Source organism: Nonomuraea sp. NPDC049141 (assembly GCF_040648415.1).
In the GTDB taxonomy this organism is placed as follows: Bacteria; Actinomycetota; Actinomycetes; order Streptosporangiales; family Streptosporangiaceae; genus Nonomuraea.
Genome location: NZ_JBEZDR010000023.1, coordinates 199,671 through 221,887, shown reverse-complemented (window position 1 = coordinate 221,887; position 22,217 = coordinate 199,671). Strand labels below are relative to the sequence as shown.

Annotated in this window: 20 protein-coding genes and 1 pseudogene; 13 read left to right on the top strand and 8 right to left on the bottom strand. The window is 70.4% G+C overall.

The window, feature by feature from the left end; translation table 11 throughout:
* Nucleotides 1-53: 53 nt before the first annotated feature.
* A pseudogene (locus AB0B91_RS49215) lies at nucleotides 54-970 on the bottom strand (IS5 family transposase).
* 160 nt (nucleotides 971-1,130) lie between these two features.
* Here AB0B91_RS49215 and AB0B91_RS49210 point away from each other — a divergent pair.
* Together AB0B91_RS49210 and AB0B91_RS49205 are read left to right on the top strand one after the other, a co-directional pair.
* On the top strand, nucleotides 1,131-3,053 hold the full coding sequence (locus AB0B91_RS49210; RefSeq protein ID WP_358336604.1) for a heparinase II/III family protein: 1,923 nt from the start codon (nucleotides 1,131-1,133) through the stop codon (nucleotides 3,051-3,053).
* 2 nt (nucleotides 3,054-3,055) lie between these two features.
* A complete protein-coding gene (locus tag AB0B91_RS49205; protein ID WP_358336601.1) occupies nucleotides 3,056-4,198 on the top strand; it encodes a substrate-binding domain-containing protein in 1,143 nt (380 codons plus the stop codon).
* Between the two features lie 146 nt (nucleotides 4,199-4,344).
* On the opposite strand, the gene AB0B91_RS49200 is transcribed toward AB0B91_RS49205, so the two are convergent.
* A complete protein-coding gene (locus AB0B91_RS49200; protein ID WP_358336598.1) occupies nucleotides 4,345-6,330 on the bottom strand; it encodes a DUF2264 domain-containing protein in 1,986 nt (661 codons plus the stop codon).
* Between the two features lie 198 nt (nucleotides 6,331-6,528).
* Between AB0B91_RS49200 and AB0B91_RS49195 the strand changes: the two genes are divergently transcribed.
* The 6 genes from AB0B91_RS49195 to AB0B91_RS49170 all read left to right on the top strand — a co-directional run bounded on the left by AB0B91_RS49195 (nucleotide 6,529) and on the right by AB0B91_RS49170 (nucleotide 12,305).
* A complete protein-coding gene (locus tag AB0B91_RS49195) occupies nucleotides 6,529-7,536 on the top strand; it encodes a hydroxyacid dehydrogenase (RefSeq protein ID WP_358336595.1) in 1,008 nt (335 codons plus the stop codon).
* Nucleotides 7,537-7,573: 37 nt separating this feature from the next.
* Nucleotides 7,574-8,878, top strand: coding sequence for a sugar ABC transporter substrate-binding protein (locus AB0B91_RS49190; RefSeq protein ID WP_358336592.1), 1,305 nt, complete (start codon nucleotides 7,574-7,576; stop codon nucleotides 8,876-8,878).
* Nucleotides 8,879-8,944: 66 nt separating this feature from the next.
* On the top strand, nucleotides 8,945-9,865 hold the full coding sequence (locus AB0B91_RS49185) for a sugar ABC transporter permease (RefSeq protein WP_358336588.1): 921 nt from the start codon (nucleotides 8,945-8,947) through the stop codon (nucleotides 9,863-9,865).
* Entirely contained in the window at nucleotides 9,862-10,758 is an 897-nt protein-coding gene (locus tag AB0B91_RS49180) for a carbohydrate ABC transporter permease (protein ID WP_358336585.1), read from the top strand. Before AB0B91_RS49185 ends, AB0B91_RS49180 begins: the two co-directional genes overlap by 4 nt.
* A complete protein-coding gene (locus tag AB0B91_RS49175) occupies nucleotides 10,758-11,435 on the top strand; it encodes a hypothetical protein (protein ID WP_358336582.1) in 678 nt (225 codons plus the stop codon). The genes AB0B91_RS49180 and AB0B91_RS49175 overlap by 1 nt, the downstream gene beginning before the upstream one ends.
* Nucleotides 11,436-11,489: 54 nt before the next feature.
* The gene (locus tag AB0B91_RS49170; RefSeq protein ID WP_358336628.1) at nucleotides 11,490-12,305 is read left to right on the top strand and encodes a trypsin-like serine protease; all 816 of its coding nucleotides are present in this window, start codon (nucleotides 11,490-11,492) and stop codon (nucleotides 12,303-12,305) included.
* A 12-nt stretch (nucleotides 12,306-12,317) separates the two neighbouring features.
* Here the strand turns inward: AB0B91_RS49170 and AB0B91_RS49165 are convergent, their stop codons facing one another.
* From AB0B91_RS49165 to AB0B91_RS49155, 3 genes are read right to left on the bottom strand one after another with little or no spacing between them, the layout of a single operon-like run.
* On the bottom strand, nucleotides 12,318-13,205 hold the full coding sequence (locus tag AB0B91_RS49165; RefSeq protein WP_358336579.1) for a Gfo/Idh/MocA family oxidoreductase: 888 nt from the start codon (nucleotides 13,203-13,205) through the stop codon (nucleotides 12,318-12,320).
* Nucleotides 13,202-14,113 (bottom strand): NAD-dependent epimerase/dehydratase family protein, encoded by a 912-nt coding sequence (locus tag AB0B91_RS49160; protein WP_358336576.1) that lies wholly within the window; start codon nucleotides 14,111-14,113, stop codon nucleotides 13,202-13,204. The genes AB0B91_RS49165 and AB0B91_RS49160 overlap by 4 nt, the downstream gene beginning before the upstream one ends.
* 2 nt (nucleotides 14,114-14,115) lie before the next feature.
* Nucleotides 14,116-14,469, bottom strand: coding sequence for a YrdB family protein (locus tag AB0B91_RS49155; RefSeq protein ID WP_358336573.1), 354 nt, complete (start codon nucleotides 14,467-14,469; stop codon nucleotides 14,116-14,118).
* A 115-nt stretch (nucleotides 14,470-14,584) separates the two neighbouring features.
* Here AB0B91_RS49155 and AB0B91_RS49150 point away from each other — a divergent pair, with 115 nt between their 5' ends.
* From AB0B91_RS49150 to AB0B91_RS49140, 3 genes are all read left to right on the top strand, one after another.
* Nucleotides 14,585-15,286, top strand: coding sequence for a TetR/AcrR family transcriptional regulator (locus AB0B91_RS49150; RefSeq protein WP_358336570.1), 702 nt, complete (start codon nucleotides 14,585-14,587; stop codon nucleotides 15,284-15,286).
* An 80-nt stretch (nucleotides 15,287-15,366) separates the two neighbouring features.
* Nucleotides 15,367-16,857, top strand: coding sequence for a serine/threonine-protein kinase (locus tag AB0B91_RS49145; RefSeq protein WP_358336567.1), 1,491 nt, complete (start codon nucleotides 15,367-15,369; stop codon nucleotides 16,855-16,857).
* On the top strand, nucleotides 16,857-18,305 hold the full coding sequence (locus tag AB0B91_RS49140) for a serine/threonine-protein kinase (protein WP_358336564.1): 1,449 nt from the start codon (nucleotides 16,857-16,859) through the stop codon (nucleotides 18,303-18,305). The genes AB0B91_RS49145 and AB0B91_RS49140 overlap by 1 nt, the downstream gene beginning before the upstream one ends.
* On the opposite strand, the gene AB0B91_RS49135 is transcribed toward AB0B91_RS49140, so the two are convergent.
* Nucleotides 18,302-19,216 carry a LysR family transcriptional regulator gene (locus tag AB0B91_RS49135; protein WP_358336561.1) on the bottom strand — a complete coding sequence of 305 codons (915 nt, stop codon included), beginning with the start codon at nucleotides 19,214-19,216 and terminating at the stop codon, nucleotides 18,302-18,304. The two genes, AB0B91_RS49140 and AB0B91_RS49135, sit on opposite strands and share 4 nt — an antisense overlap.
* Nucleotides 19,217-19,376: 160 nt before the next feature.
* Between AB0B91_RS49135 and AB0B91_RS49130 the strand changes: the two genes are divergently transcribed.
* The gene (locus AB0B91_RS49130) at nucleotides 19,377-19,994 is read left to right on the top strand and encodes a TMEM175 family protein (RefSeq protein WP_358336558.1); all 618 of its coding nucleotides are present in this window, start codon (nucleotides 19,377-19,379) and stop codon (nucleotides 19,992-19,994) included.
* Entirely contained in the window at nucleotides 19,991-20,851 is an 861-nt protein-coding gene (locus AB0B91_RS49125; protein ID WP_358336555.1) for an aminoglycoside phosphotransferase family protein, read from the top strand. Before AB0B91_RS49130 ends, AB0B91_RS49125 begins: the two co-directional genes overlap by 4 nt.
* Before the next feature lie 116 nt (nucleotides 20,852-20,967).
* Here the strand turns inward: AB0B91_RS49125 and AB0B91_RS49120 are convergent, their stop codons facing one another.
* Both AB0B91_RS49120 and AB0B91_RS49115 read right to left on the bottom strand, forming a co-directional pair.
* Entirely contained in the window at nucleotides 20,968-21,348 is a 381-nt protein-coding gene (locus AB0B91_RS49120; RefSeq protein ID WP_358336552.1) for a GntR family transcriptional regulator, read from the bottom strand.
* Nucleotides 21,345-22,172 (bottom strand): hypothetical protein, encoded by an 828-nt coding sequence (locus AB0B91_RS49115; RefSeq protein ID WP_358336549.1) that lies wholly within the window; start codon nucleotides 22,170-22,172, stop codon nucleotides 21,345-21,347. Before AB0B91_RS49115 ends, AB0B91_RS49120 begins: the two co-directional genes overlap by 4 nt.
* Nucleotides 22,173-22,217: the final 45 nt, after the last annotated feature.

Below are 22,217 nucleotides of genomic sequence, written 5' to 3'. Positions count from 1 at the left end.
GAACCGTGGTCGACAGATCAAACGAAGGACACCCTGGTCAGTCGTAGCGCGGGTCAGACCACGGCCCGAGGCGGCACCCTTAGATCCTCACAGTCATAGCGTGTGGCCACCGCCCGGAAGTTCTTCAGCCGGTTGATCGCCCGTTCGACGACGTTTCTGCCCTTGTAGCGTTCGGTGTCGAAGCCGGTGGGTCGTCCTCCGGCCGAGCCGCGCCGGCGGCGGTGGGCGCGTTGATCGCGTGGTTCGGGGATGGTGTGACGGATCTTGCGGCGGCGCAGGTAGGCACGGTTGGCGCGACAGGAGTAAGCCTTGTCCGCGGCCAGGCTGTCGGGCCGGGTGCGTGGGCGTCCCGGCCCCGGCCGGGGCACCCGGATGGCCTCCAGCACCCGCCGGAACTGCGGGCTGTCACCGTACTGGCCCGGCGTCAGAACCAACGACAGCACCCGGCAGCGGCCGTCCGCCGACAGGTGGATCTTGGCGGTGAACCCACCTCGGGAACGGCCTAAACACTCCCCAGTCTGACCACCTCCGCCAGCCGGTCGGCCAGAGCGGCCAGCACCGGATCGCCCCGGTTTGTCCCCGCAGCGTCCCCCTTTTGCCGCCCCGCGGCGGGAGACGGCGGGGGCGGAGTCCGGGGCGCACCAGCGGCGTGCTGGTGCGCCCGCACAGTGGTGGAGTCCACGGAGATGTCCCAGTCCACCCGGCCCTCGGCGTCCTGCTTGGCCTGGATCGCGGTCAGCAGCATCTGCCAGGTGCCATCGGCCGACCAACGGCGATGCCGCTTGTAGACCGTGATCCAAGAGCCGAACCGTTCGGGCAGGTCACGCCACGGCAGCCCGGTCCGGGCCCGATACAACACACCGTCGATCGTCCTGCGATGGTCATTCCACCGCCCGCCCCGCCGGCCACCCTCGGGCAGCAGCGGCTCGAGCCGTTCCCATTCTGCGTTCGTTAAATCACCACGACCCATACACCAATCGTGACAACATCACCACAATTAGTCAGCAGATCTAAGAAACAGCTCTTAGCCGCTGGTCACGCGCGTTTCGATCATTTCCTCGCTGAATGCCCATTTGATTCAACTTCGATCACTTTCGATCGCTACTATAGGGGTGTCGGCGAGGAGGATCATGACGAACACCGCAACCGCGGAGAGCACCCCGGGGAGTTTGACGACCGGCCCCCTGCTCACCGTCTGGGGGGCCGCGATGTCGCCGGAGGCCCTGGTCCGCGGCCTGTTGCCGCCCGAAGCAGCGCTGCCGGTCCCGGCCGCCGGGGACGCCGTCTGGGATCGTGCCGCGGAGTCCGGCGCCCTGCTCGCCGTCCGTGAGCGGGCGGAGGCGGAGCTGGGCACGCCATGGCCGCAGCCGCTGGCCTCGCAGTACGCGCGTTACTTCCGCGACGGCAACCGCACCGGCTACGAGAGCCAGGTGTTCGAGCGCCAGGACCGGCTGACCCGGACGGTGCTCATGGCACTGGCGAGCGGTGCGGACGCGTGGCTGGACGAGGCCGCCGACGGGATCGTCCAGCTGTGCGAGCAGAGCTCGTGGTGCTGGCCGGCGCACGAGGACACGTGCCGGCCCCGCGGGACGGTCCTGCCCGATGTGGCCACGCCCTGTCTCGACCTCGGCGCCGCCGATGTCGCCGCCCAGCTGGCCTGGGCCGACCAGGTGCTCGGGGACCGGCTGGCCGAACGCTTCCCAGGGTTGCGGGAACGCGTCCGGGCGGAGGTGCGCGCGCGAGTGCTCGACCCGTTCGTCCAGCGGCGCGACTGGCACTGGCTGGGGCTGGACGGCGATCCGAGCAACTGGTGCCCGTGGATCTGCGGCAACGTGCTCGTCGCCGCGCTGCGCCTGACCGAGCCGGGGCAGGAGCGGGCGCGCCAGGTCGCCCTGGCCGTGGCGGGCATCGATCACTACCTGGCGGCGCTGCCGAGTGATGGCTCCGTCGATGAAGGCTACGAATACTGGTGGAACGGGGCATGCCGCGCGCTCGAAGCGCTCGACGTCCTGGAGCACGCCACATCGGGACGGCTCGACGCGGCGGAGATCCCGGTCGTGCGGGAGACGGTCCGGTTCCCGCACCGCATGCATCTGGGCGGGCCGTGGTATCTCAACCTCGCCGACGCGCGGGCCCGGCCGCCGGCTGACCAGCCGTGGCAGGTGCTGCACCGCTGGGCTCGCCGGCTCGGCGCGCACGACGCCCGACGGCACGCGGAGTCGCAGCGCGCGGCCGGGATCCCCGCCGCCGCCGAGCTCGGGCGGGCGCTCCGCGAGCTGGTCGACGTGGAGTGGCAGGGCGCCGGGTCCGGCGAGCCGCCTCTGGTCGCCGGGGTCTGGTTGCCGGGGACGCAGATCGGCCTCGCGCGTACGGCCGGCGGGACGGCGCGCGGTCTTACGCTCGCGATCAAGGGCGGGCACAACGGGGAGCACCACAACCACAACGACGTGGGGTCCGTCGTCGTCGCCGTGGACGGGGTTCCCGTGCTGGTCGACGCGGGGCGGCCGACGTACACGGCGCAGACGTTCGGGCCGGACCGCTACGCGATCTGGACGATGCGGAGCGACTGGCACAACGTCCCCGAGGTACGGGGTGCGCCACAGGGGCAGGGGCGCCGGTTCCGCGCCCGTGACGTCGAGGTGGTGGATGAGCCCGGCCGCTTCGAGGCGCGGCTGGACCTGGCCGCCGCCTATCCCGTACCCGAGCTGGAGCGATGGTGGCGGACGGCGGCGCTCGACCGGCGCGAGTCACGCGTGACGATCGGGGACGCCTGGAGCTTCACCGGCGACGGCGACCCGAGTGTGCTGCACTTCCTGCTGAACGGGCAGGTGGAGCAGCCGTCCGCCGGGCAGGCCGTCGTCCGGCCGCCGGGCGGTGGGCGGGCCGTGCTCGTGGCGTGGGACCCCGGGGTCGCGACAGCCGCGTTCACCGTCCGTACGCTGGCGGACCCCATGCTCTCCGAGGTGTGGGGCGACCGCCTGACCAGGCTGGAGCTGCGTCTGCCCGGTACGGCGCGGAGCGCTTTCGAGATTCGTGTAGGGGTGTGGGAGTGAGCATGTCCGAATCGCCGGGTCCGCTGCCGGACGAGCGCCGCGCCCAGGTGGTGGAGCTGCTGCGCCAGCGCGGCGTCGTGCGCGTCGGCGACCTGGCGACCGAGCTGGACGTCTCGGTCATCACCATCCGGCGCGACATCGCGCTGCTCTCGTCCCAGGGCCTGATCCGCCGGGTTCGCGGCGGCGCCGTGCTCCGCGGTGGGCCGGTGGCCGACACACTGGCCGGCGGGGAAACGGAGGACTCGCCCGCCCCGCAGCCGAGGCCCGACGCGGCCGGCGCCGAGCAGCCGCAGGTCACGATCGGCATGGTGGTGCCGTCGCTGAACTACTACTGGCCCGACGTGATCCGTGGCGTGCGCGAGGCGGCCGCGGCGGCCGGCGCGCGCGTCGTCCTGCGTGGCGCAACCTACCGGGCCGCCGACGAGCGCCGCCATCTCTCCCGGCTGATCGAGTCCGCGGGCATCGACGGCCTCCTGGTCGCGCCCACCACGACCGGCGACGACGGGCAGGCGCTGGTGCGCTGGCTGCAGGAGGCCGACATGCCCATGGTGCTCATCGAGCGCACCGCCGCCTCCGGTCCCTATCACGAGGCGATGGAGTCGGTGGTCAGCGATCACGCGCTGGGGGCCGGCATGGCCATACGGCACCTGGTCGAGCTCGGTCACCGGCGGATCGGACTGATCACCACCATTCAGAGCCCGACGGGACCGCACGTGCGGCACGGCTGGCGGCAGGCGTGCGAGGAGTTCGGACTGCCGCTGGAGGGCATGCTGGACGTCAGTACGGTCGATCAGTGGCATCCCGAGTGGCCCAAGGCGCTCGAGGGCGTGATCGACCAGTGCGTCGCCTCGGGGACGACGGCGCTGCTCGTCCACTCCGACCCGGAGGCGATCAACCTGGTCGAGCGTTGTCAGGAGCGCGGCATCCGGGTGCCGGGTGATCTCGCCATCGTGGCCTACGACGACGAGGTGGCCGAGCTGTGCGACCCGCCGCTGACCGCTGTCCGGCCACCCAAGATGGCCATCGGGCGGGCGGCGTTCGGGCTGCTCGCGGCGCGCCTGGCCGACCCGGACCCGGAGCGGCCCACCCACCGCGTCGTCGTCGAGCCCACCCTGATCGTGCGCTCCTCCTCGGTGTCATCGTGACCCGCCGAACGCGTCATGGTGACCCGCCGCCGAACGCGTCACGGCGGCCCGCCGCCGAACGCGTCACGGCGGCCCGCCGCCGAACGCATCACGGCGGCCCGCCGCCACCGGACAGCGTCATCGTGACCGGCCGCCGCCGAACGGCGTCATAGCGGCGGCGTGCCTGGCCCGCTGAGCGCGACGGCCGTGTCCAGGAGGTCGTCCGTCCCGTCCGGCCAGGCCACGCGGGCGAGCGCCGGGCCGTCCCAGGACAGGACCGGCGCCCGGTCCGGCTCCTGCCCGCCGAGGAACACCGCCACGTCGTACCACGTGTCCGGCAGCGCCGACGTGGTGGTGGCGCACCAGGGGACAAGCGTCCACGGGGCCAGCGGCGAGGAGTTCTGGGCGGCGACCACGCCGCGCAGGTCCAGCCCCCGGCCCGCGACCACGCAGGAGTGCATGGTGCCGTTCGACACGGCGGCCGTATCGGTATGGACGGCTTCTGAAGCCGGCAGCGGCCATCCCCCGACGCGCAGCGGGCCACGCTCCTCCGCCGCCTCCGCAAGCGGACCACGCTCCACCGCTGTGGCGGGCAGCCGGACCAGGCGCACCTCCCAAGGACCGCGCACCGCGGAGATCAGGTCGATCCACGGGCCTAGGCGTACCGTCCCGGCCCGCCCGTAACCGTGGTCCGGGCTGCCGGTCTCAGGGGTGACCCAGTGGGCCTGCCAGCGCGAGGCCCCGATCGCCGTTCCGGAGGGGAGGTGGTCGAGGAGGAGCGTCTCGAATCCCGTGCGATGGCTGGGGCGCCCGCCCTCGTCGAGGAGCACGACCGCCTGGTCGAGGGGGTCGGCGGCGTGGACACCGGCGAGCACGGGCGAGGTGGCGGTCGAGTAGCCCAGACGCGCGTACAGGGGCGAGTCGGTCAGGTGCGTCCCGGGATGGGAGTGGTCGGTGCCGTGGTTGATCACCCGCACGACACCGTCGGCACGGGTGCCGCTGACCAGCCAGCCGGGCGCGCGGACGACGCGTCGGTAGTCGCCGGACTCGACCGGCAGCGGCTCCTCGACGGCCGTCCACACCGGGTGGTCGGCGGGCAGGGACAGGCCGAAGAAGCCCTTGGCCGCCCAGTACGGCGAGCCGGGCCCGGAGTAGGACTGGGCGAGCGGCGGCCAGGCTCCGTGCCAGCCCGGGGTCAGGACTCCGTCCGCGTCCGGCGCTCCGCGTTCGGTGAAGTGGCGGGCGATGCCGGAGGCGGCACGGCGCAGCAACCCTGGGGCGGGCGTCGCCGTCCCGGCGCGGGCCCCGGCCCAGAACTGGGTGGCGGCGGCGAACCGGTAGATCAGGCTGCGCCCCTGGATGAGGGGGGATCCGTCGGCGCCGACGAGGTGGACGGCGTCGCCCAGGTAGCGTTCGAGCCGCTCCAGGTAGCGCGGTCGCCGTGAGTCCGCCGCCGGATCGCCGGCGGCCATCTCGCTCCACATGAGCGGGTAGAACTGCAGCGCCCATCCCGCGTAGTGGTCGTAGGCGCGTTCGGCGCCGTCGGCGTACCAGCCGTTCTCCCTGGCGAAGCCGTCGGTGAACGAGAGCCCCTCCTCGATGTCCTTGCGCTCGAAGGGGCCGCCGACGGAGGCGAGGAACTGCTCGACCACGATCTGGAACCAGATCCAGTTGATCGGCGGGTAGTCCGCGCCGACCGCGGGCGCGAGGTAGTCGACGACCCGCTCTCGCACGATCGGGTCGAGCCGGTCCCACAGCCACGGCCGCGTCAGGTGGAGGACCAGCGCGATCGACGCGGCCTCGACCTTCGCCTGGTCATGCTCGTCGAGGCGTACCCAGCGCTCGGGTGAGCGGGGATCCGTCCCGGCGGCCAGGCCCTGCGCGTACCACTCCATCAGGCCCAGCGGATCGCGCCCGTCCTCCCCCGCCACCCGGAATCCGGCCGCCAGGAACGTACGCGCGAACCCTTCCAGCGCGTCGACGTCGGGCCCGTAACCGCCCGGCGGGCCGGGGAAGGAGACGCGCGCGTGCGAGGCCGACGCGTACCGCCTGGCGGACAGGAGGAGATGGTCGGCGAGTGCCGCCCAGTGGTTCCGGGTCCATCCGGTGTAGGGCGAGAGCCGCAGGTCGTCGAACTCCCGCAGCATGAGCATGGCTCCCCCTGGTCGTGATCTCGTGAGTGTGTCCCGGAGTTAACGCGAAGGTTTCCTCCCACGTCAAGACACACCATACGATAACGATCAATATCGATCACATAACGTGATCGATCCGATTAACAAGGCATTGACGTGATTGAAATGATCGGACATGATCGGCGGCACTGGTAAGCGCTTGCCGCCGAAGGGAACCTGGTGAGAAGACCCCCTGCCCTGCTGGTCATGGACCCAGCGAAGTTCGGCGTGCAGTTTCAGGAGGCGCAGCTTCGCCGGTTGCACGACCTGGTCGAGCTGGGAGAGCCGATCGTGACCGCCGACCTCGACGAGCCCTCCGTACGCCGCCGGCTGCGCGACGTCGAGGTGCTGGTGACCTCCTGGGGCTGCCCGCCACTGACGACCGAGCGACTGGCCGACGCGCCGCGGCTGAAGGCGATCTTCCACTGCGCGGGGACAGTGCGTACGTTCGTCACCGACGAGGTCTGGCGACGCGGGATCCTCGTCACCAACGCCGCCGACGAGAACGCGATCCCGGTGGCCGAGTTCACCCTGGCCGCGGTCATCTTCGCCGGGAAGAAGGCCCCGTTCCTCGCCCAGGACGCGCGCACGAACCGCGGTGACTGGTCCTTCGCCGCCGGCCGCGGCGAGCTGACCAACCGCGGGCGCACGATCGGCGTCATCGGCTTCTCGCGCGTGGGGCGCCGGGTGGTCGAACGGCTCCGCGCTCTGGAGGTGGACGTCCTGGTCGCCGATCCCTATGCCGACCCGGCCGAGGTGAGCGCGGCGGGCGCCCGGCTGCTCCCGCTGCCCGAGCTGCTGCCGCGCTGTGACGTGCTCACCCTGCACGTCCCGGAACTGCCGTCCACCCACCACCTCATCGGAGCGGCCGAACTGGCCCTCCTGCGTGACGGGACGACCCTCATCAACACCGCCCGCGGCTCCGTCCTGGACACCGCCGCCCTGGAACGAGAGTGCGCCCAGGGCCGGCTCGACGCGATCCTCGACGTCACCGACCCGGAGCCGTTGCCGAGCACGTCACCGCTGTACGACCTGCCCAACGTCATGATCACCCCCCACGTCGCCGGATCTCTGGGATCAGAGACCCGGCGGATGAGTGAGAGCGCGCTCGACGAGCTCGAACGCTACCTGTCCGGTCAGCCGCCCCGTGCGGCCGTGACCGCCGACGAGTTCATGGTGAGCGCCTGAGCCCTGAGACCGGCTCGAAAGAAAGGAGTCCGGATCAATGATCGCTTCGAACATGTCAGGAAGGGCCGGAGTGCGACGCCACCTCATGAAGACCCTGGGAGTCGCGGCAGCGCTCTCACTCGCCGTGACCGCCTGCGGCGGCTCCGCCAAGTCGGCGGACGGCGGCGGCGGGAACGTCACACTGACCGTCACGGTGTGGAACCTCGCCAAGACCCCCGAGTTCAAGGCGCTCTTCGACGCCTTCCAGCAGGCGAACCCCACCATCAAGATCCAGCCGGTGGACATCCTCGCCGATGACTACGCCGAGAAGGTCACCACCATGCTCGCCGGTGGTGACGACACCGACGTGATCACGATGAAGAACGTCACGGACTACTCGCGCTACTCCAGCCGCGGGCAGCTCCTAGAGCTCACCGACCTGGCCAAGTCGGCCGACACCGCGAAGCTGGCGGGCCTGGACGCCTTCAAGGTCAGCGACAAGTACTTCGCGCTGCCGTACCGGCAGGACTTCTGGCTGCTGTACTACAACAAGACGTACTTCGACAAGGCAGGCGTCAAGGCTCCGGCCGCCCTCACCTGGGACGAGTACGCCAAGCTCGCGCAGCAGCTCACGAAGACCGAGGGCGGCAAGAAGGTCTACGGCACCTACCAGCACACCTGGCGGTCCGTGGTGCAGGCCATCTCGGCGGCCCAGACGGGTGGCGACCAGCTCAGTGGCGACTACTCCTTCTTCGCCGACCAGTACGCGACCGCGCTTGGGCTGCAGAAGGCCGGCGCGGCCCTCGACTTCGGCACCGCGACCTCGCAGAAGTCGGACTACCGGACGATGTTCGAGACCGGGGCGACGGCCATGATGCCCATGGGCACGTGGTACATCTCCGGCATCCTGGAGGCCAAGGCCAACGGCAAGACCGACGTCGACTGGGCGCTGGCCCCGATGCCGCAGCGCCCCGGCGGCTCGGGCGTGACGACCTTCGGCTCGCCGACCGCCTTCGCCGTCAACAAGAAGGCCGAGCACGCCGACGCGGCCAAGAAGTTCGTGCAGTTCGCCGCCGGCAAGGCGGGCGCCGAAGCCATCACCAAGGTGGGCGTGGTGCCGGCGCTGCAGAGCCCGGAGATCACCGACACCTACTTCTCGATCAAGGGCATGCCCACCGACGAGGTGTCCAAGAAGGCGTTCTCGCCGGACAAGGTGGTGCTGGAGATGCCGGTCAGCGAGCACTCCTCTGACATCGACACGATCCTCAAGGAGGAGCACGAGCTCATCATGGTCGGCGACAAGTCGGCCGCCGACGGCATCCGCTCGATGAACGAGCGGGTCAAGAGCGAAGTGCTCAACTAGGGACCGGCCCGTGGGCCCGGACGCGTCCGGGCCCACGGCGTACCGCGCAGGATCCGAAGGACGGCCATGGCTCACGTTGCAACACGACCGGCGCCCACCGCCCCGCCGCACCGGCGACGGGCCTGGCGCGACATTCTCATCGGGTGGAGCTTCATCCTCCCGAACTTCGTCGGCTTCGCCCTGTTCACGCTCATTCCGATGGTCGCGGCGTTCGCCCTGGCGTTCCTGGACTGGGACTCCTACAGCACGCCGGAATGGGTGGGGCTGAAGAACTTCCAGCGGCTGTTCTCCGACGAGAACTTCCACGTCGCCCTGCGTAACACCCTCTACTACGCGCTCGGCCACATCCCGCTGACGCTGGTCGCCGCGCTCGGCCTGGCCATCGCGCTCAACCGGAAGCTGCGCGGGGTGGCGTTCTTCCGCACCGCGGCGTTCTTCCCGTACATCACCTCGCTGGTCGCCGTGGCCATCGTGTGGAACATGCTCTTCAACCCGACGGCTGGACCGATCAACCAGCTCCTCGAAGCGCTCGGCGTGGCGCACCCGCCCAGGTGGGTGGCCAGCACGGACTGGGCGATGCCGGCCGTGATCGTCACCAGCGTGTGGCGGGACATGGGCTACTACATGGTGCTCTACCTCGCCGGGCTGCAGACGATCCCCAAGGAGTACTACGAGGCCGCGCGGGTGGACGGCGCCAACGCCTGGCAGCGGTTCTGGGGCATCACTCTGCCGTGCCTGCGGCCCACGACGTTCTTCGTCCTCGTCATGCTGACGATCCAGAGCTTCAAGGTCCTCGACCTCATCGTGGTCATGACCGACGGCGGACCGGGCCGCAGCACGCTGGTGCTGAGCCAGCTCATCTACCGGGAAGGCATCACCGAGGGCAAGTTCGGCTACTCGTCGGCGATCGCCCTGGTGCTGTTCGTCATCGTGCTGACCGTCACCGTCGTCCAGTTCCGTATCAACGAGCGGAGGAGCGCCCGATGACCGCACTGCACGATGCTCCCCCGGCCGCCGCCCAGCGGCGGCCGCCGGCGGCCGCCGAGGACGGGGACCGTTCGGGCGGGAGCCCGCTCCGCCGGGCGCTGACCTATCTCACGCTCACCGTGCTCGCCGTGCTGGTGCTCGTGCCGTTCGCCTGGATGGTGTCGTCCGCGCTGAAGCGCGACAACGAGGTCTTCACGGTGCCCATCCAGTGGATCCCCCGGGAACTGCGCTGGTCGAACTTCGTGGAGATCTGGGAACGCATCCCGCTGCTCACCTACCTGGGCAACTCGGCGTTCCTGTCCGTGACGATCACGCTGCTGCAACTGCTCACCGGGAGCTTCGCGGCCTACGGGTTCGCCAAGGTGCGCTTTCCTGGCCGGGACGCGTTGTTCCTCGCCTACATCGCCACCATCGCCGTGCCCTGGCAGGCGTACATGGTGCCGCAGTACATCATGATGCAGAAAGCCGACCTGACGAACACCTATTGGGCGATCATCCTGCTGCAGGCGTTCGGCGCGTTCGGCGTCTTCCTCATGCGCCAGTACTACATGTCCATCCCGGACGACCTGTGCGAGGCGGCCCGGATCGACGGGCTGAGTGAGTACGGCATCTACTGGCGGATCATCCTGCCGCTGTCCAAACCGGCGCTGGCCAGCCTGGCCCTGCTCACCTTCGTCAACACGTGGAACGATTACATGGGGCCGTTCATCTACCTGACGAGCAACGAGCTGTGGACCGTGCAGCTCGGCCTGCGCTCGTTCGTCGGGCAGTACGACGCCGAGTACGCGATGATGATGACCGGCGCGGTGCTGTCGGTGCTGCCGATCCTGGTCATCTTCCTGCTGGGGCAGCGCTACTTCATCCGGGGCATCGCGACGAGCGGGCTGAAGTGATGCGGAACCTGTTCCGCCCGGCCGAGCAGGCGACATACGAGAAGGTCTTCGGCACCGTGTACGTCGGCCTCATGACGAACGTCCTGCTCGCCGTCGCCTGCGTGCCGCTCCTGGTCGCGCTCGCGGTCGTCCGGGACCCGCTGGCGTCGTGGCCGTTCTTCGTCGCGCTGTCGTCGCTGTGCGCGCCCGCTCTGACCGGGGTGTTCGGCTGCTTCGCCGCGCTGGGCGATGGCTCGACCGCCGTCTTCCGTACGTTCTGGGCCGGCTACCGCCGCGGCGGCGCCCGCGCGCTCGCCCTCTGGGCGGCCGGTGCCGTGGCCGTGAGCGTGCTGGCCCTGGACGCCGTCGTGGTCGCGCGCACCGCCTGGGGACCGGCGTTCGTGCCGTTCTTCGCCACGGCGGCGGCGCTGGTGGTGGCCGTGGTCGTGGCCTCGCTCGTGCTGCTGGCCGAGCCGCGGCCCGAGCCGCCGCGGCTGCGAGACCTCGTGCGGCCCAGCCTCTACCTGGTGGCGCGGCGGTGGTACCTGGCCGCCACCAGCCTCGCCGTGCTCGTCCTGGCCGTGGCAGTCATCCTGGTCAAGCCGGTGATCGGTGTCCTGATGCTGTGCTCACCCCTGTTGTACGTCGTGTGGTCCACGATCAGGTTCATCGTCGCCCCGGCCTTCGGTAAACCTTGATGTCGCAGGTCAGGGCAGTGATCACCGGCGGCTTAGAGTGTACGGGTGCTCAGGATGGTGCTGTCGTTGACCCTGCTCGACCCGACCGGCCTCGCGGAGGTCCCCCAGCGATCGGTGGCCCCGCGCAGGGTGCTGACACCGGACGGCGACCGCCTGGGGTACGCGCCGGTCGCCCGTCCCTACACCGGCGCGCAGCGGCTCACCGGGGTGCTGCTCGGGCATGATCCGGTCAGCAGGACGACCGTGCTGTGCGGGGGCGCGGTGATCAGGTCGCGCAGCCGCAGTCTGGTGCTGACGGCCGCGCACTGCCTCTACCACGACGGGCGGCCGCTGCCGCAGGTGGCCTTCCTGCCGGGGTTCGACCAGGGCCGGCCGCCGCTCGGAGTCTGGCCCGCCCGGCGGACCTGGGTGCCCGAACAGTGGCAGGGGCGGCCGTACTCGGCGGACATGCTGCCGTACGACGTCGGGCTGGTCGGGGTGCGGCGGCGTGGGGCCACGCTGGAGGCCACGACCGGGCGCGGGCTGCGTCCGCTGGCCACCCGCAGGGGTACGCCGCTGCGCGGGCTCGACCTGCTCGGCTACCCTGCTGGGCGGCGCTATCCCGGCACGCGGATGTACCACTGTGTGGGGGACGCCGAAGAGGCCACCGCCCAGGGGCCGGGGGTGCTGGTGACGCGGAACTGCCACGCGCCGGCCGGCGGCAGCGGCGGACCGGCCGTGTACGGGAACGAGGTGGCCGGCGTGGTGTCGTCCTCCAGCCCGATGAGTGACACGGGCGGGTTCACGGTGCTGGCCCGGCTCGGCCGGCGGTCGTTCGGCCGCCTGCTGACCACCGCCGACTCCTGGATGCGCCGCCGGCAACGCTCGTGAGCCGTCCCGTGGTCAGGAGGCGTTCGCGACGATGTCCTCGCAGATGGCGTGGCTGATCAGGGCGTCGTCCGCGCTGATCGTCCGGCCGTCGCGGACCGCGGCGAGGAACTCCAGGCAGATCCGCTCGATGCCGCGCTGCCGCCCGACCGGCACCCAGTCGGGCCGCCGGGTGAGCGTCTCGCCGCCCACGTAGTCGACCACGTCGCCCAGGTTGACCACCCGGCGCTTGACGCCGTCGCCCATGACCTCGCAGGTCTCCTCGGTGGCGCCGCTGACCCGGTTCATGAGTCCGATGGCGGTGAAGCCGTCACCGGACAGCTCCAGCACGATGTGCTCGATCAGACCGTCCCGGACGCGGGTCCTGATCCGGGTCCCGGTCACCTCACCGGGGGCGAGGAACCGCAGCGTGTCGACCACATGAATGAAGTCATCAAATATCGCCCGGCGCGGGACGTCAGGGTAATTTTCGCGGTTCTTCGCCATCAGCACGAGATGCCGGGGAAGGTCGAGCAGCCCGGCGTATCCGGGGGCGTAGCGGCGGTTGAAGCCGACCATCAGTGACCGCCGCTCCGCCTTGGCCAGTCGTACGAGAGCCTCGCAGTCGGCCAGGTTGTCGGCGATCGGCTTGTCCACGTAGACGTGCACCCCGGCGTCGAGCAGCGGCTCGACGAGCTCGCGGTGGGCCCCGGTGGCGGCGTGCACGAACGCGGCCTCGACCCCGCTCTTGATCACGTCATCCACGGAGGTGGACCGGTCGGCGATCCGGTAGGTGTCGCCGAGCCGGTCCAGGGTCTTGCTGTTGCGGGTACAGAGGTGCAGGTCGAGGCCCGGCTGGGCGGCGAGCACCGGCAGGTAGGCCTTCTCCGCGATGTCGCCCAGGCCGATCATGGCTATCTTCACGCCTTGAGCGTAGCCGCGAGCGCCTCGTCGATCGGGGTGGGCGCGACACCGAACGTCCGCTGGAAGGCCGACGAGTCCATCTCGTACGGTGCGACGAACTGGTAGCGGATGTGCTTCAGCTCCCTGAGCATCGGCGAGAACAGGCCCGCCGCCTGGATCGCCGGCCACGGCAGCGTGGCCAGCTTGGGCACCGGGCGCCCCGCGATGGCCGCCATCCGCTCGCCGATCTGGCGGAAGGTCAGCGGGTCGGTGGTGGGCACGTGCCACGGCCGCCCCCAGGCCCGCTCGTCGGTGCCCGCGACGATCAGTGCGTCGGCCACGTCGGGCAGGTACGTCCAGCTGTGCGGAATGTCGGCGGGCCAGGGGATCTGGATGGTCTTGCCGGCCCGGAACGGCACCAGGAACCGGTCACCCAGGTAGGACTGGTCGGTGGCGCCGGGGCCGAAGTAGTCGGAGCCGCGCACCTCGGTCGCCCTGATCCGGCCCGCCTTGTGCGCGGCCAGCGCGTCGTTCCAGATCTTCGCCCGCACCTGAGCCTTCGGGCTGGTCGAGGCGAGCGGCAGGTCCTCGGTCATCGGGCCCGTGACCGGGCCGTAGGGGTAGAGGTTGCCCAGGATGACCAGCGGCGCACCCGTGGCCTCGGCGGCGGCGAGGAACGACGCGGCCATCGGCGGCCAGTCGGTCAGCCAGCGGTGATACTTCGGGTTGACGCAGTTGTAGAGAGCGTCGGCGCCCTTGGCGACCTCGGTCAGCCGCGCCTTGTCGGTGACGTCGGCCGCCACCTTCTCGGCCCCGGCGGGGCCGCTGCCCGAGCGGGTCACCACGATGACCTGGTGCCCCTGTGCCAGCAGCTTGGTGGCCAGATGCGTGCCAACCTGACCGGAACCCACGACGACGTGCTTACCCATGATCAGACCTGCTTCCAGATGATGCGGAGAACCGCGTTGATGATGAAGAGCGCCGCGAAGACGGCAGCCGGTGTGACCAGGCCCGCGGCGTAGAGCGCCAGGGCGCCGCCACCGAACCAGAGGATCTCCAGGGCGGCCCTGGCCAGGCCGGTCAACGGGAAGGTGGCGTTGGCGCCGCCACCCGCACCGAACAGGGCCCACGCGGCGATGAACAAGGCGGGCCCGCCGAGCCCGGCGAGCAGCTTGATCGCCCAGTTCGGGCTCACCGTGAAGCCCCAATAGCCTACGGAGGCGAGGACCCCGAGCTCCAGGAAGAACATCAGGGCCGCGTTGGCGCCTTTGGCGATGGCCAGCATGTCGAACCTCCGTGTGACTGCCGTTCTCTTACAAGAGCAATGCTCTCTCAAAGAGTCCGTATTCGTCAAGAGCGGTGCTCTCGTTTCTTCGCAGTGCTCTGATATGGTCGGTGACATGACAGCTAGCCGTACCGCGAGAGAACGCGTCAGGGCCGAGCTCACCCGGGAGATCACCGACATCGCCCGCCGTCAGCTGGCCATCGAGGGCGCGGGCGGTCTCTCCCTGCGCGCCGTGGCCCGCGAGATGGGCATGGTGTCATCGGCCATCTACCGCTATTTCCCCAGCCGGGATGACCTGCTGACCGCGCTGATCATCGACGGCTACAACGCGCTCGGCGCGGCGGTGGAGGCCGCCGACGCGGCCGGCGCGCCCGCCGGCTTCGCGGGGCGCTGGCTGGCCGTCTGCCATGCCGTACGCGACTGGGCGCTGGCCCATCCGCACGAGTACACACTGCTGTACGGCTCGCCGGTGCCCGGCTACCAGGCGCCGGAGGAGACGATCGAGGCTCGACTGCGCGATGTGACGGTGTTCGGCCGGATCGTCTCGCAGGCGTACGAGGCGGGCGCGCTGACCCCGCCCGACCTCGCCCCGCCCGTTCCCGCCGCGCTGTCGGGCGACGCCGACAACCTGCGCCAGATCATGCCCGGGGTGCCCGATGACCTGATCTTCCGCGGCCTCACCGCGTGGACCGGCCTGTACGGCTGGGTCAACTTCGAGGTGTTCGGCCAGTTCGAGAACACGATCGAGGACAGACGCGGCGGCTTCGAGCAGTCGATGGGCACCCTGGGCGCGCTCCTGGGCCTCCGCCCCGCGTGAACACTTACCCGACTGGCTCACAAAATCTGACATTTCCCGCTATGGTGCCGAAGATCCCCTAGCTTTGGCACAGGAGCCCCATGTCGCACGTCGAACCCCTCCGGGAAGGCGATCCCACTGCCGTGGGGCCCTACCGGCTGTTCGGGCGGCTGGGCGCGGGCGGTCAAGGGGTGGTCTACCTGAGCCAGGGGCCCGACGGCAGGCAGGTCGCGGTCAAAGTGCTGCGCGAAGGGCTCGCCGACGAGCGCTTCGCCAAGGAGATCGACGCGGCGCGCCGGGTGGAGCCGTTCTGCATCGCCCAGGTGCTCGACGCCTCACTGGGCGCCCGGCCGTACATCGTGACCGAGTACGTCGAAGGCCCCTCGCTCCAGCAGGCCGGCCGCCACGTCGGCGCCGACCTGCAGCGGCTCGCGGTGGCGACCGCGACCGCGCTGGCGGCCATTCATCAGGCGGGCATCGTTCATCGCGACTTCAAGCCCGCCAACGTGCTGCTCGGACAGGGCGGACCCCGGGTGATCGACTTCGGGATCGCCCGGTCCGTCGAATCGGGGATGACGGCTACCAGCGGCATCGTGGGGACGCCCGCGTACATGGCGCCGGAGCAGCTCGCGGGCGCCTCACTCGGTCCCGCGGTGGACGTCTTCGCGTGGGCGTCGGTGATCGTGTTCGCCGCCACCGGGGTGCCCCCGTTCGGCGAGGACTCACTGCCCGCGGTGATCAATCGGATCCTGCACAACGAACCGCAGCTCGGCGACCTGCCGCAACCGTTACGCGCGATCGTGCTGGGGTGCCTGGCCAAGGATCCGGCGCGCCGGCCGGCCATGCGGGACGTGTTGCTGCAGCTCCTGGGCGGACAGCCCCCCATGCTTCCGGACGGTGGCCACGCTCCGTCCACGGTTCCCGGGCGGCGGCGCGGGAACCGGACGGCGGTCATCGCGAGTGCCTCCGGCGTGGGGGCGCTGGCGGTCGCGGGCGCCGTCGCCTGGGGCGCCACGAGCGCCTGGAGTGTCTGGGGACCGCAGCCGAGTACACAGCCACTGGCGATCGCCACTACCGGGACGCCCACCCCGACGAAGACGAAAACGTCTCAGCGCCCGAAGACCAAGAACCCGGCGACCACGAAGAAGCCGACCGTGAAGCCGACCGTGAAGCCAACTGTGAAACCGACCGTGAAACCGACCGTGAAGTCGACGCCGACCGTGAAACCGACGCGGACAACTCCCAAACCCACGACCGCGTCGTCGAAACCCGCATCGGGCAGCGGTACCTTCCGGATCGTGTGGGTGCGCGTCATCGGCCCCCGGCACGCCGACTCCCCGGACTGCGTGTTCAACCACGGCAACATCTCCGGCCTGGTCGAGGGGACCAAGCTGGCCACCGACTTCCGCTACGAATGGATCCTGGACGGGAAGGTGGTGTCGCGCTCTCAGAGCGTCATCGCCGAGAGCCACACCCAGACGGTCTTCGGCCCGCTCGTACAGACGGACGGCCCTCACCGGGTCACCCTCCGCCTCACCTCCCCCCAGTCGGTGTCGAAGCCCTTCTCGTTCACCATCTGCCCGAGCGATTGATGAACCCTCTCCTGCCAGAAGATCCCCCGGGTGTGGGCCCTTACCGGCTGCTCGGGCGGCTGGGCGCGGGCGGCCAAGGGGTGGTCTACCTGGGCCAGGGGCCCGACGGGCGGCCGGTGGCGGTCAAGCTGCTGGCGGACGGGCTGGCCGACGATCACCGCTTCGCCAAGGAGATCGACGCGGCGCGCCGGGTGGAGCCGTTCTGCATCGCTCAGGTGCTCGACGCCTCGCTGGGCGGCCGGCCGTACATCGTGACCGAATACGTCGAGGGACCCACCCTCCACCAGGCCGGCCGCCACTTCGGCGCCGACCTGCAGCGGCTCGCGGTGGCGACCGCGACCGCGCTGGCGGCGATCCACCGGGCCGGGGTGGTGCATCGCGACTTCAAACCCGCCAACGTGCTGCTGGGGAGGGATGGGCCGCGGGTCATCGACTTCGGCATCGCCCGCGCGTCCGGCCATTCGCTGACAGTGACGAGCAGCATCGTCGGCACACCCGCCTACATGGCGCCGGAGCAGATCGCGGGCGCCCCGCTCGGTCCCGCGGTGGACGTCTTCGCGTGGGCGTCGGTGATCGTGTTCGCCGCGACGGGAAGTCCGCCGTTCGGCAACGACTCGCTGCCCGCGGTGATCCGCCGCATCCTCCACGACGAGCCGTACCTGGGCGACCTGCCCGGCCCGCTGCACCCGATCGTGCTGTCCTGCCTGGCCAAGGACCCGGCCGCCCGGCCCGCCATGCAGGACGTCCTGCTCCGGCTCATCGGCGCCCCGCCCACCGGTATGCCAGGCGACCTGACGGGCCCTCGAGGCGGTATGGCGACTCATGCCGTGAGCCGCCCGCGCTGGAAGGCGCTGCTGGCGGGCGCCGGGGCGCTGGCGGTGTCCGCCGCCCTGGTCACCGGGGCGATCATCTTGCTGCCCGACCCGGCGCCGACGGCCGCGCCTACTGCGCCGGCCACCGAACAAGGCCCCACCAGGACACCCGCCGCACCGGCCAAGAAGCAGGACACCGGCAAGACACCCAGCACGCGGCCCACGAAGACCCGCGCCACCAGGACCAGCGGCCCGAAGCCCACGTTCTCCCGCAGGCAGTCCACGCCCGAACCCACGACCGCCCCGTCAAAAGCCCGGACCACGACCGCGTCCGCGGGGACCGTGCGCCTGGCGTCGTTGACCCTGGAGGGGCAGCAGACCGGGAACAACTGCTATTCGCCCAGCCTCTTCCCCGTCGCCCTGCTCACGGGCCCATCGGGCAAGCAGGTGGAGTACGGCTACCGCTGGGTCGTGGACGGCCAGGACGAGGGATGGAAGACGGACTGGGTGACCGGCACGACCAAGAACCGGCGCAACCCCTTCGGCGCCTTCGATCCGGGCCGGCACACGATCGTCTTCCACCTGCTGACACCCTCGAAGGCCAGCAAAGGAGTGTCGTTCACGGTGTGCTCCTAGGTACGTTCGTTGTCCCCGGTCAACACCACCGGCCCGTGATCCGCGACGGTCTGGGCGAAGGCGCGGATGAGCGGAGTCTCCGCGGCGGCCCGCCAGGCGAGGACCCACTCCGAGGGCGGGGCATCACGGATGGGCACGAAAGCCAGGCTGGGCCAGGGGTAGAAGCGGGCCATCTCGGCGACGACCCCGGCGACGGCTTGGCCGGAAGATACGGCGCTGAGCACCTCCTGCCAGGTGGAGACCTTGGCCCCACGAGGGATGGGGCGGCCCGCCGGGGTGCGGTGCGGGACGATGGCCGCCTCCATGGACGCCGGAATCGACCGGGGCGACACCTGGGCGCAGTGGTCGCCGAGATCTTCCAGACAGATCGAGTCGCGCGTGGCGTAGGGATGGGTGGCGGCGACCATCAGCAGCACCGGCGAGGTGTGCGTCACCGGGCCGACGATCAGGTCAGGCTCACGGACCGGCATCCACAGCACCGCCACGTCGACCTCCGCTGATCGCAGCAGGTCCAGCGGAGCGGGCGGCTGGATCTCGCGATGCTGGAGGCGGGCGCCCGGATAACGGGTCTGGAACAGTTCGAGGGCGCCGCTGATGATCTGGGTGTGCGGGCCCATCGTGCCCAGCGTCAGCGTCCCCGACGGGCCGTGGACGGCCTCGGCCGCGGCCTCGATCCCGGCGGTGATCTGCCGGTATCCAGCACTGAGGTCACGCTGCAGCTGCTCGCCCAACGGGGTGAGCCGCACCGTCCTGGAGGTGCGGTCGAACAGGGGCGCGCCGATGCGGCGTTCCTGCTTCTTGATCGCCTGACTGACCCGGGAAGGGGTGATGTGGAGCCGCTCGGCGGTCCTGCCGAAGTGCAGCAGCTCGGCCAAGGTCAAAAAGATCTCGATGTCCCGTAATTCCATCATCCCTCCTGATCGTGAATCTATCGGTAAACGGTGCGTTGCCGAGATTGTCATTGTTCAGGGGAACGGGTTCGGCCGAGGCTGGCGGGATGAACATCCTGATCTCCGATGACGTCACTCGGAGCGAACCGAGTTGACCGGAAAGACCCACAGCCTCGAACGCATGATCTTCTTCTCGGACGCGGTCATCGCGATCATGCTCACGCTGCTGGCCATCGAGTTACCTGTGCCGGAGGTTCATGACCCCATGGACCTGCTGGAAGGGCTCGCGGCGCACGGCTCGCAGTACATCGCGTTCCTGATCTCGTTCTGCGTGATCGCCGCCACGTGGACCGCGCACCACATGCTCTTCATGCACGTCAGCCGCACCGACCCGCCCCTCATCTCCCTGAACCTGCTGGCCCTCTTCGGCTACGTACTGATCCCCTGGGCGAGCAAGACCCTCGGCGAGGTGCCGAACGGAGCGGGAGTGGTCGTCTACGCGGCAGCCATGACGTACGTGGGCGGCACCATACTCCTCATCCTTCGACACGTCGTCCGCTCCGGCCTTCTGGACCTCGCGGCCCCCCTTGGCGTGATCATGGGGATCCGGGCATGGTCAGCGATGACGACGATCATGTTCGCACTGTCCGTCCCGGCCGGCTTCGTCTTCGGACGATGGACCCTGGTCGCCTGGCCGGTGGGCTACCTCGGGTTGCGGCTCGCCGGTGAGTACTACATCCGCAAGAACCGAGCGCCAGGGGCCTCCCCTGAGGTGTCCCCCTCTATCGTTGCGGAATGACCACCCCGGCGGCGGAAGCCGACATCGACGACGACCTCGTCAACCGCCTGATCCGCACGCAGCACCCGGACCTGGCGGGCCCGCTGACCCTCGTCGCCAACGGCTGGGACAACGTCATCTATCGCCTGGGCACGGACCTGTCCGTACGCCTGCCGCGCCGCCAGGTCGCCGTCGACCTCATCGTCAACGAGCAACGCTGGCTGCCGGTCTTGGCCGAGCACGTCGAAGTCGCGCTGCCCGTACCCGTCAGGGTCGGCGTGCCCGGCGAGGGCTACCCGTGGCCGTGGACGATCGCGCCCTGGTTCGACGGCCGCACGGTCACCGACGTGCCGCCGTCCGCGCGCTCCGGCATCGCCGTCCCACTGGCCGACTTCATGACCGCCCTCCACCGCCCCGCACCACCTGACGCGCCGCACAACCCTGTCCGCGGCGTCCCGCTCGCCGCCCGCGACGAAGCGGTACGGCACCGCCTGCGATCCATCCCCCGATCAGCCGATCTCCTCCCCCTCTGGGAGAAGCTGGCCGCCCTCCCGTCCTGGCACGGACCCGCGCTCTGGCTCCACGGCGACCCGCACCCAGGGAACCTGCTGCTCAACGGGGAAGGCTTGGCGGCCGTCCTGGACTTCGGCGACCTCACCAGCGGTGATCCCGCCACCGACCTGGCCGCCGCGTGGCTGGTGTTCGACGAGAACGCGCGCGAGGTCTTCCGATCACGCGTGGACGTCGACGCGGTGACCTGGGAGCGGGCAAGGGGTTGGGCCCTCGCCATAGGTTCTGCTCTGGCCGCCCACTCGGCCGACAACCCCAGCATGGCGGCCATCGGCGAGCACGTCCTCGACCAGGTGCTTCTCACCTAGCAGACGTGGCCGGCAGTCGCCATGGTCGTGCTTTCCGAAGCCCTGGGCTGTGGAATCTCGGAAGTCCGGCCAGGAGGGGCCGTCCTGCGCGTACCTCAAAACCTGGCGAAGCCGAGTCAGAGTGAGGCGGGGGCCGCCGCGTCGCCGGATCTCAGGGCCGCCTCGACGATGGTGAGTGCCTCGCTCTCATCGATGCCGACGCTCGCCACGACGGCCGCATAGTCGGCGGCGGCCTGGCGGGCTCGTTCGCGGGCCTGCTCGCCGGCCGCTGACACGAACGACCCGGCCCGCCCCCGAGTCTCGATCAGCCCGGCCTCCTCAAGCTCCCGGTAAGCCCGGCCGACCGTGTTGACGGCCAGACCGAGGTCGGCCGCGAGCCGGCGGATGGTCGGCAGCCTGGAGCCCACGGCCAGCGTACGGTCGTGGATCTGCCGGGCGAGCTGGGCCCGCAACTGCTCGAACGGCGGCACCGGCGAGCCCGCGTCGATGACGATCATCCGACGCCGACCACGTGCCGCGCCGTGGCCGCGCACGACGGCGTCCTGGCCTGGACGGCGATGACGGCGGCCAGACCGAGCACCATGAAGGTGAGGGCGGCGGCGTTCCACCAGCCGGGCGCGGAGCCGAGCAGCAACACCACCGGCAGCCCCAGGAACACGGACGGCGCGTTGCTGTCGCGCGCGTCCTCGACGCGCATGATGACGTCGGCCGTCAGCGACACCTCGTCCTCGGCCACGACCGGCCGGGCCAGCAGCTCGCGCAGCTGCAGGGCCGCGCCCAGGCCGACCCCGGCCACGGCGACCAGCAGCACGACGGCCGCGTACCGCACGGTGCCCTCATCGAGAGTCAGTGCGCTCACCCCCAGCGCGAAGGCACCGGCGAAGGTGCCGACCAACAGGACGGCGTACCTCCATCCGAGGAGGGTCCGCCAGCCGAGCTGCACCGGATGGGCCACTCGCCGCGCCAGCGCCGCCCCGGCCTGCCGGTCGACACGCCGTACCCAGGCGTCAAGCAGCGTCCGGGCCAGCACCAGCCCGATGATCAACGCGCTCAGGACCAGCACCAGCGTCGGCCGGTACGGCCAAAGTTCGCCGAATGCGGCAGTGGCCAGCCGATCAGTGGCCTGTGCCAGCGCGGCCGCGATGTACAGCGCGGCCAGCAGGACACTGCCGAGGAGCCGCGCCCGCCGCCGCACTGCCAGTCGCGCGGTCAGTAACGGCGTCGGTGGACCGTCGCCGAGACCGTGTCGCAGCAGCCAGGTGCCCGCGCTTCGAACGTCCGCCTGCCGCGGCCCGGCGCCCGGCATGGAGCTGTTCGTCATACCCTCCTCCTTTTGTCGCAACCTTTGTATCAATATGTTGCGTCA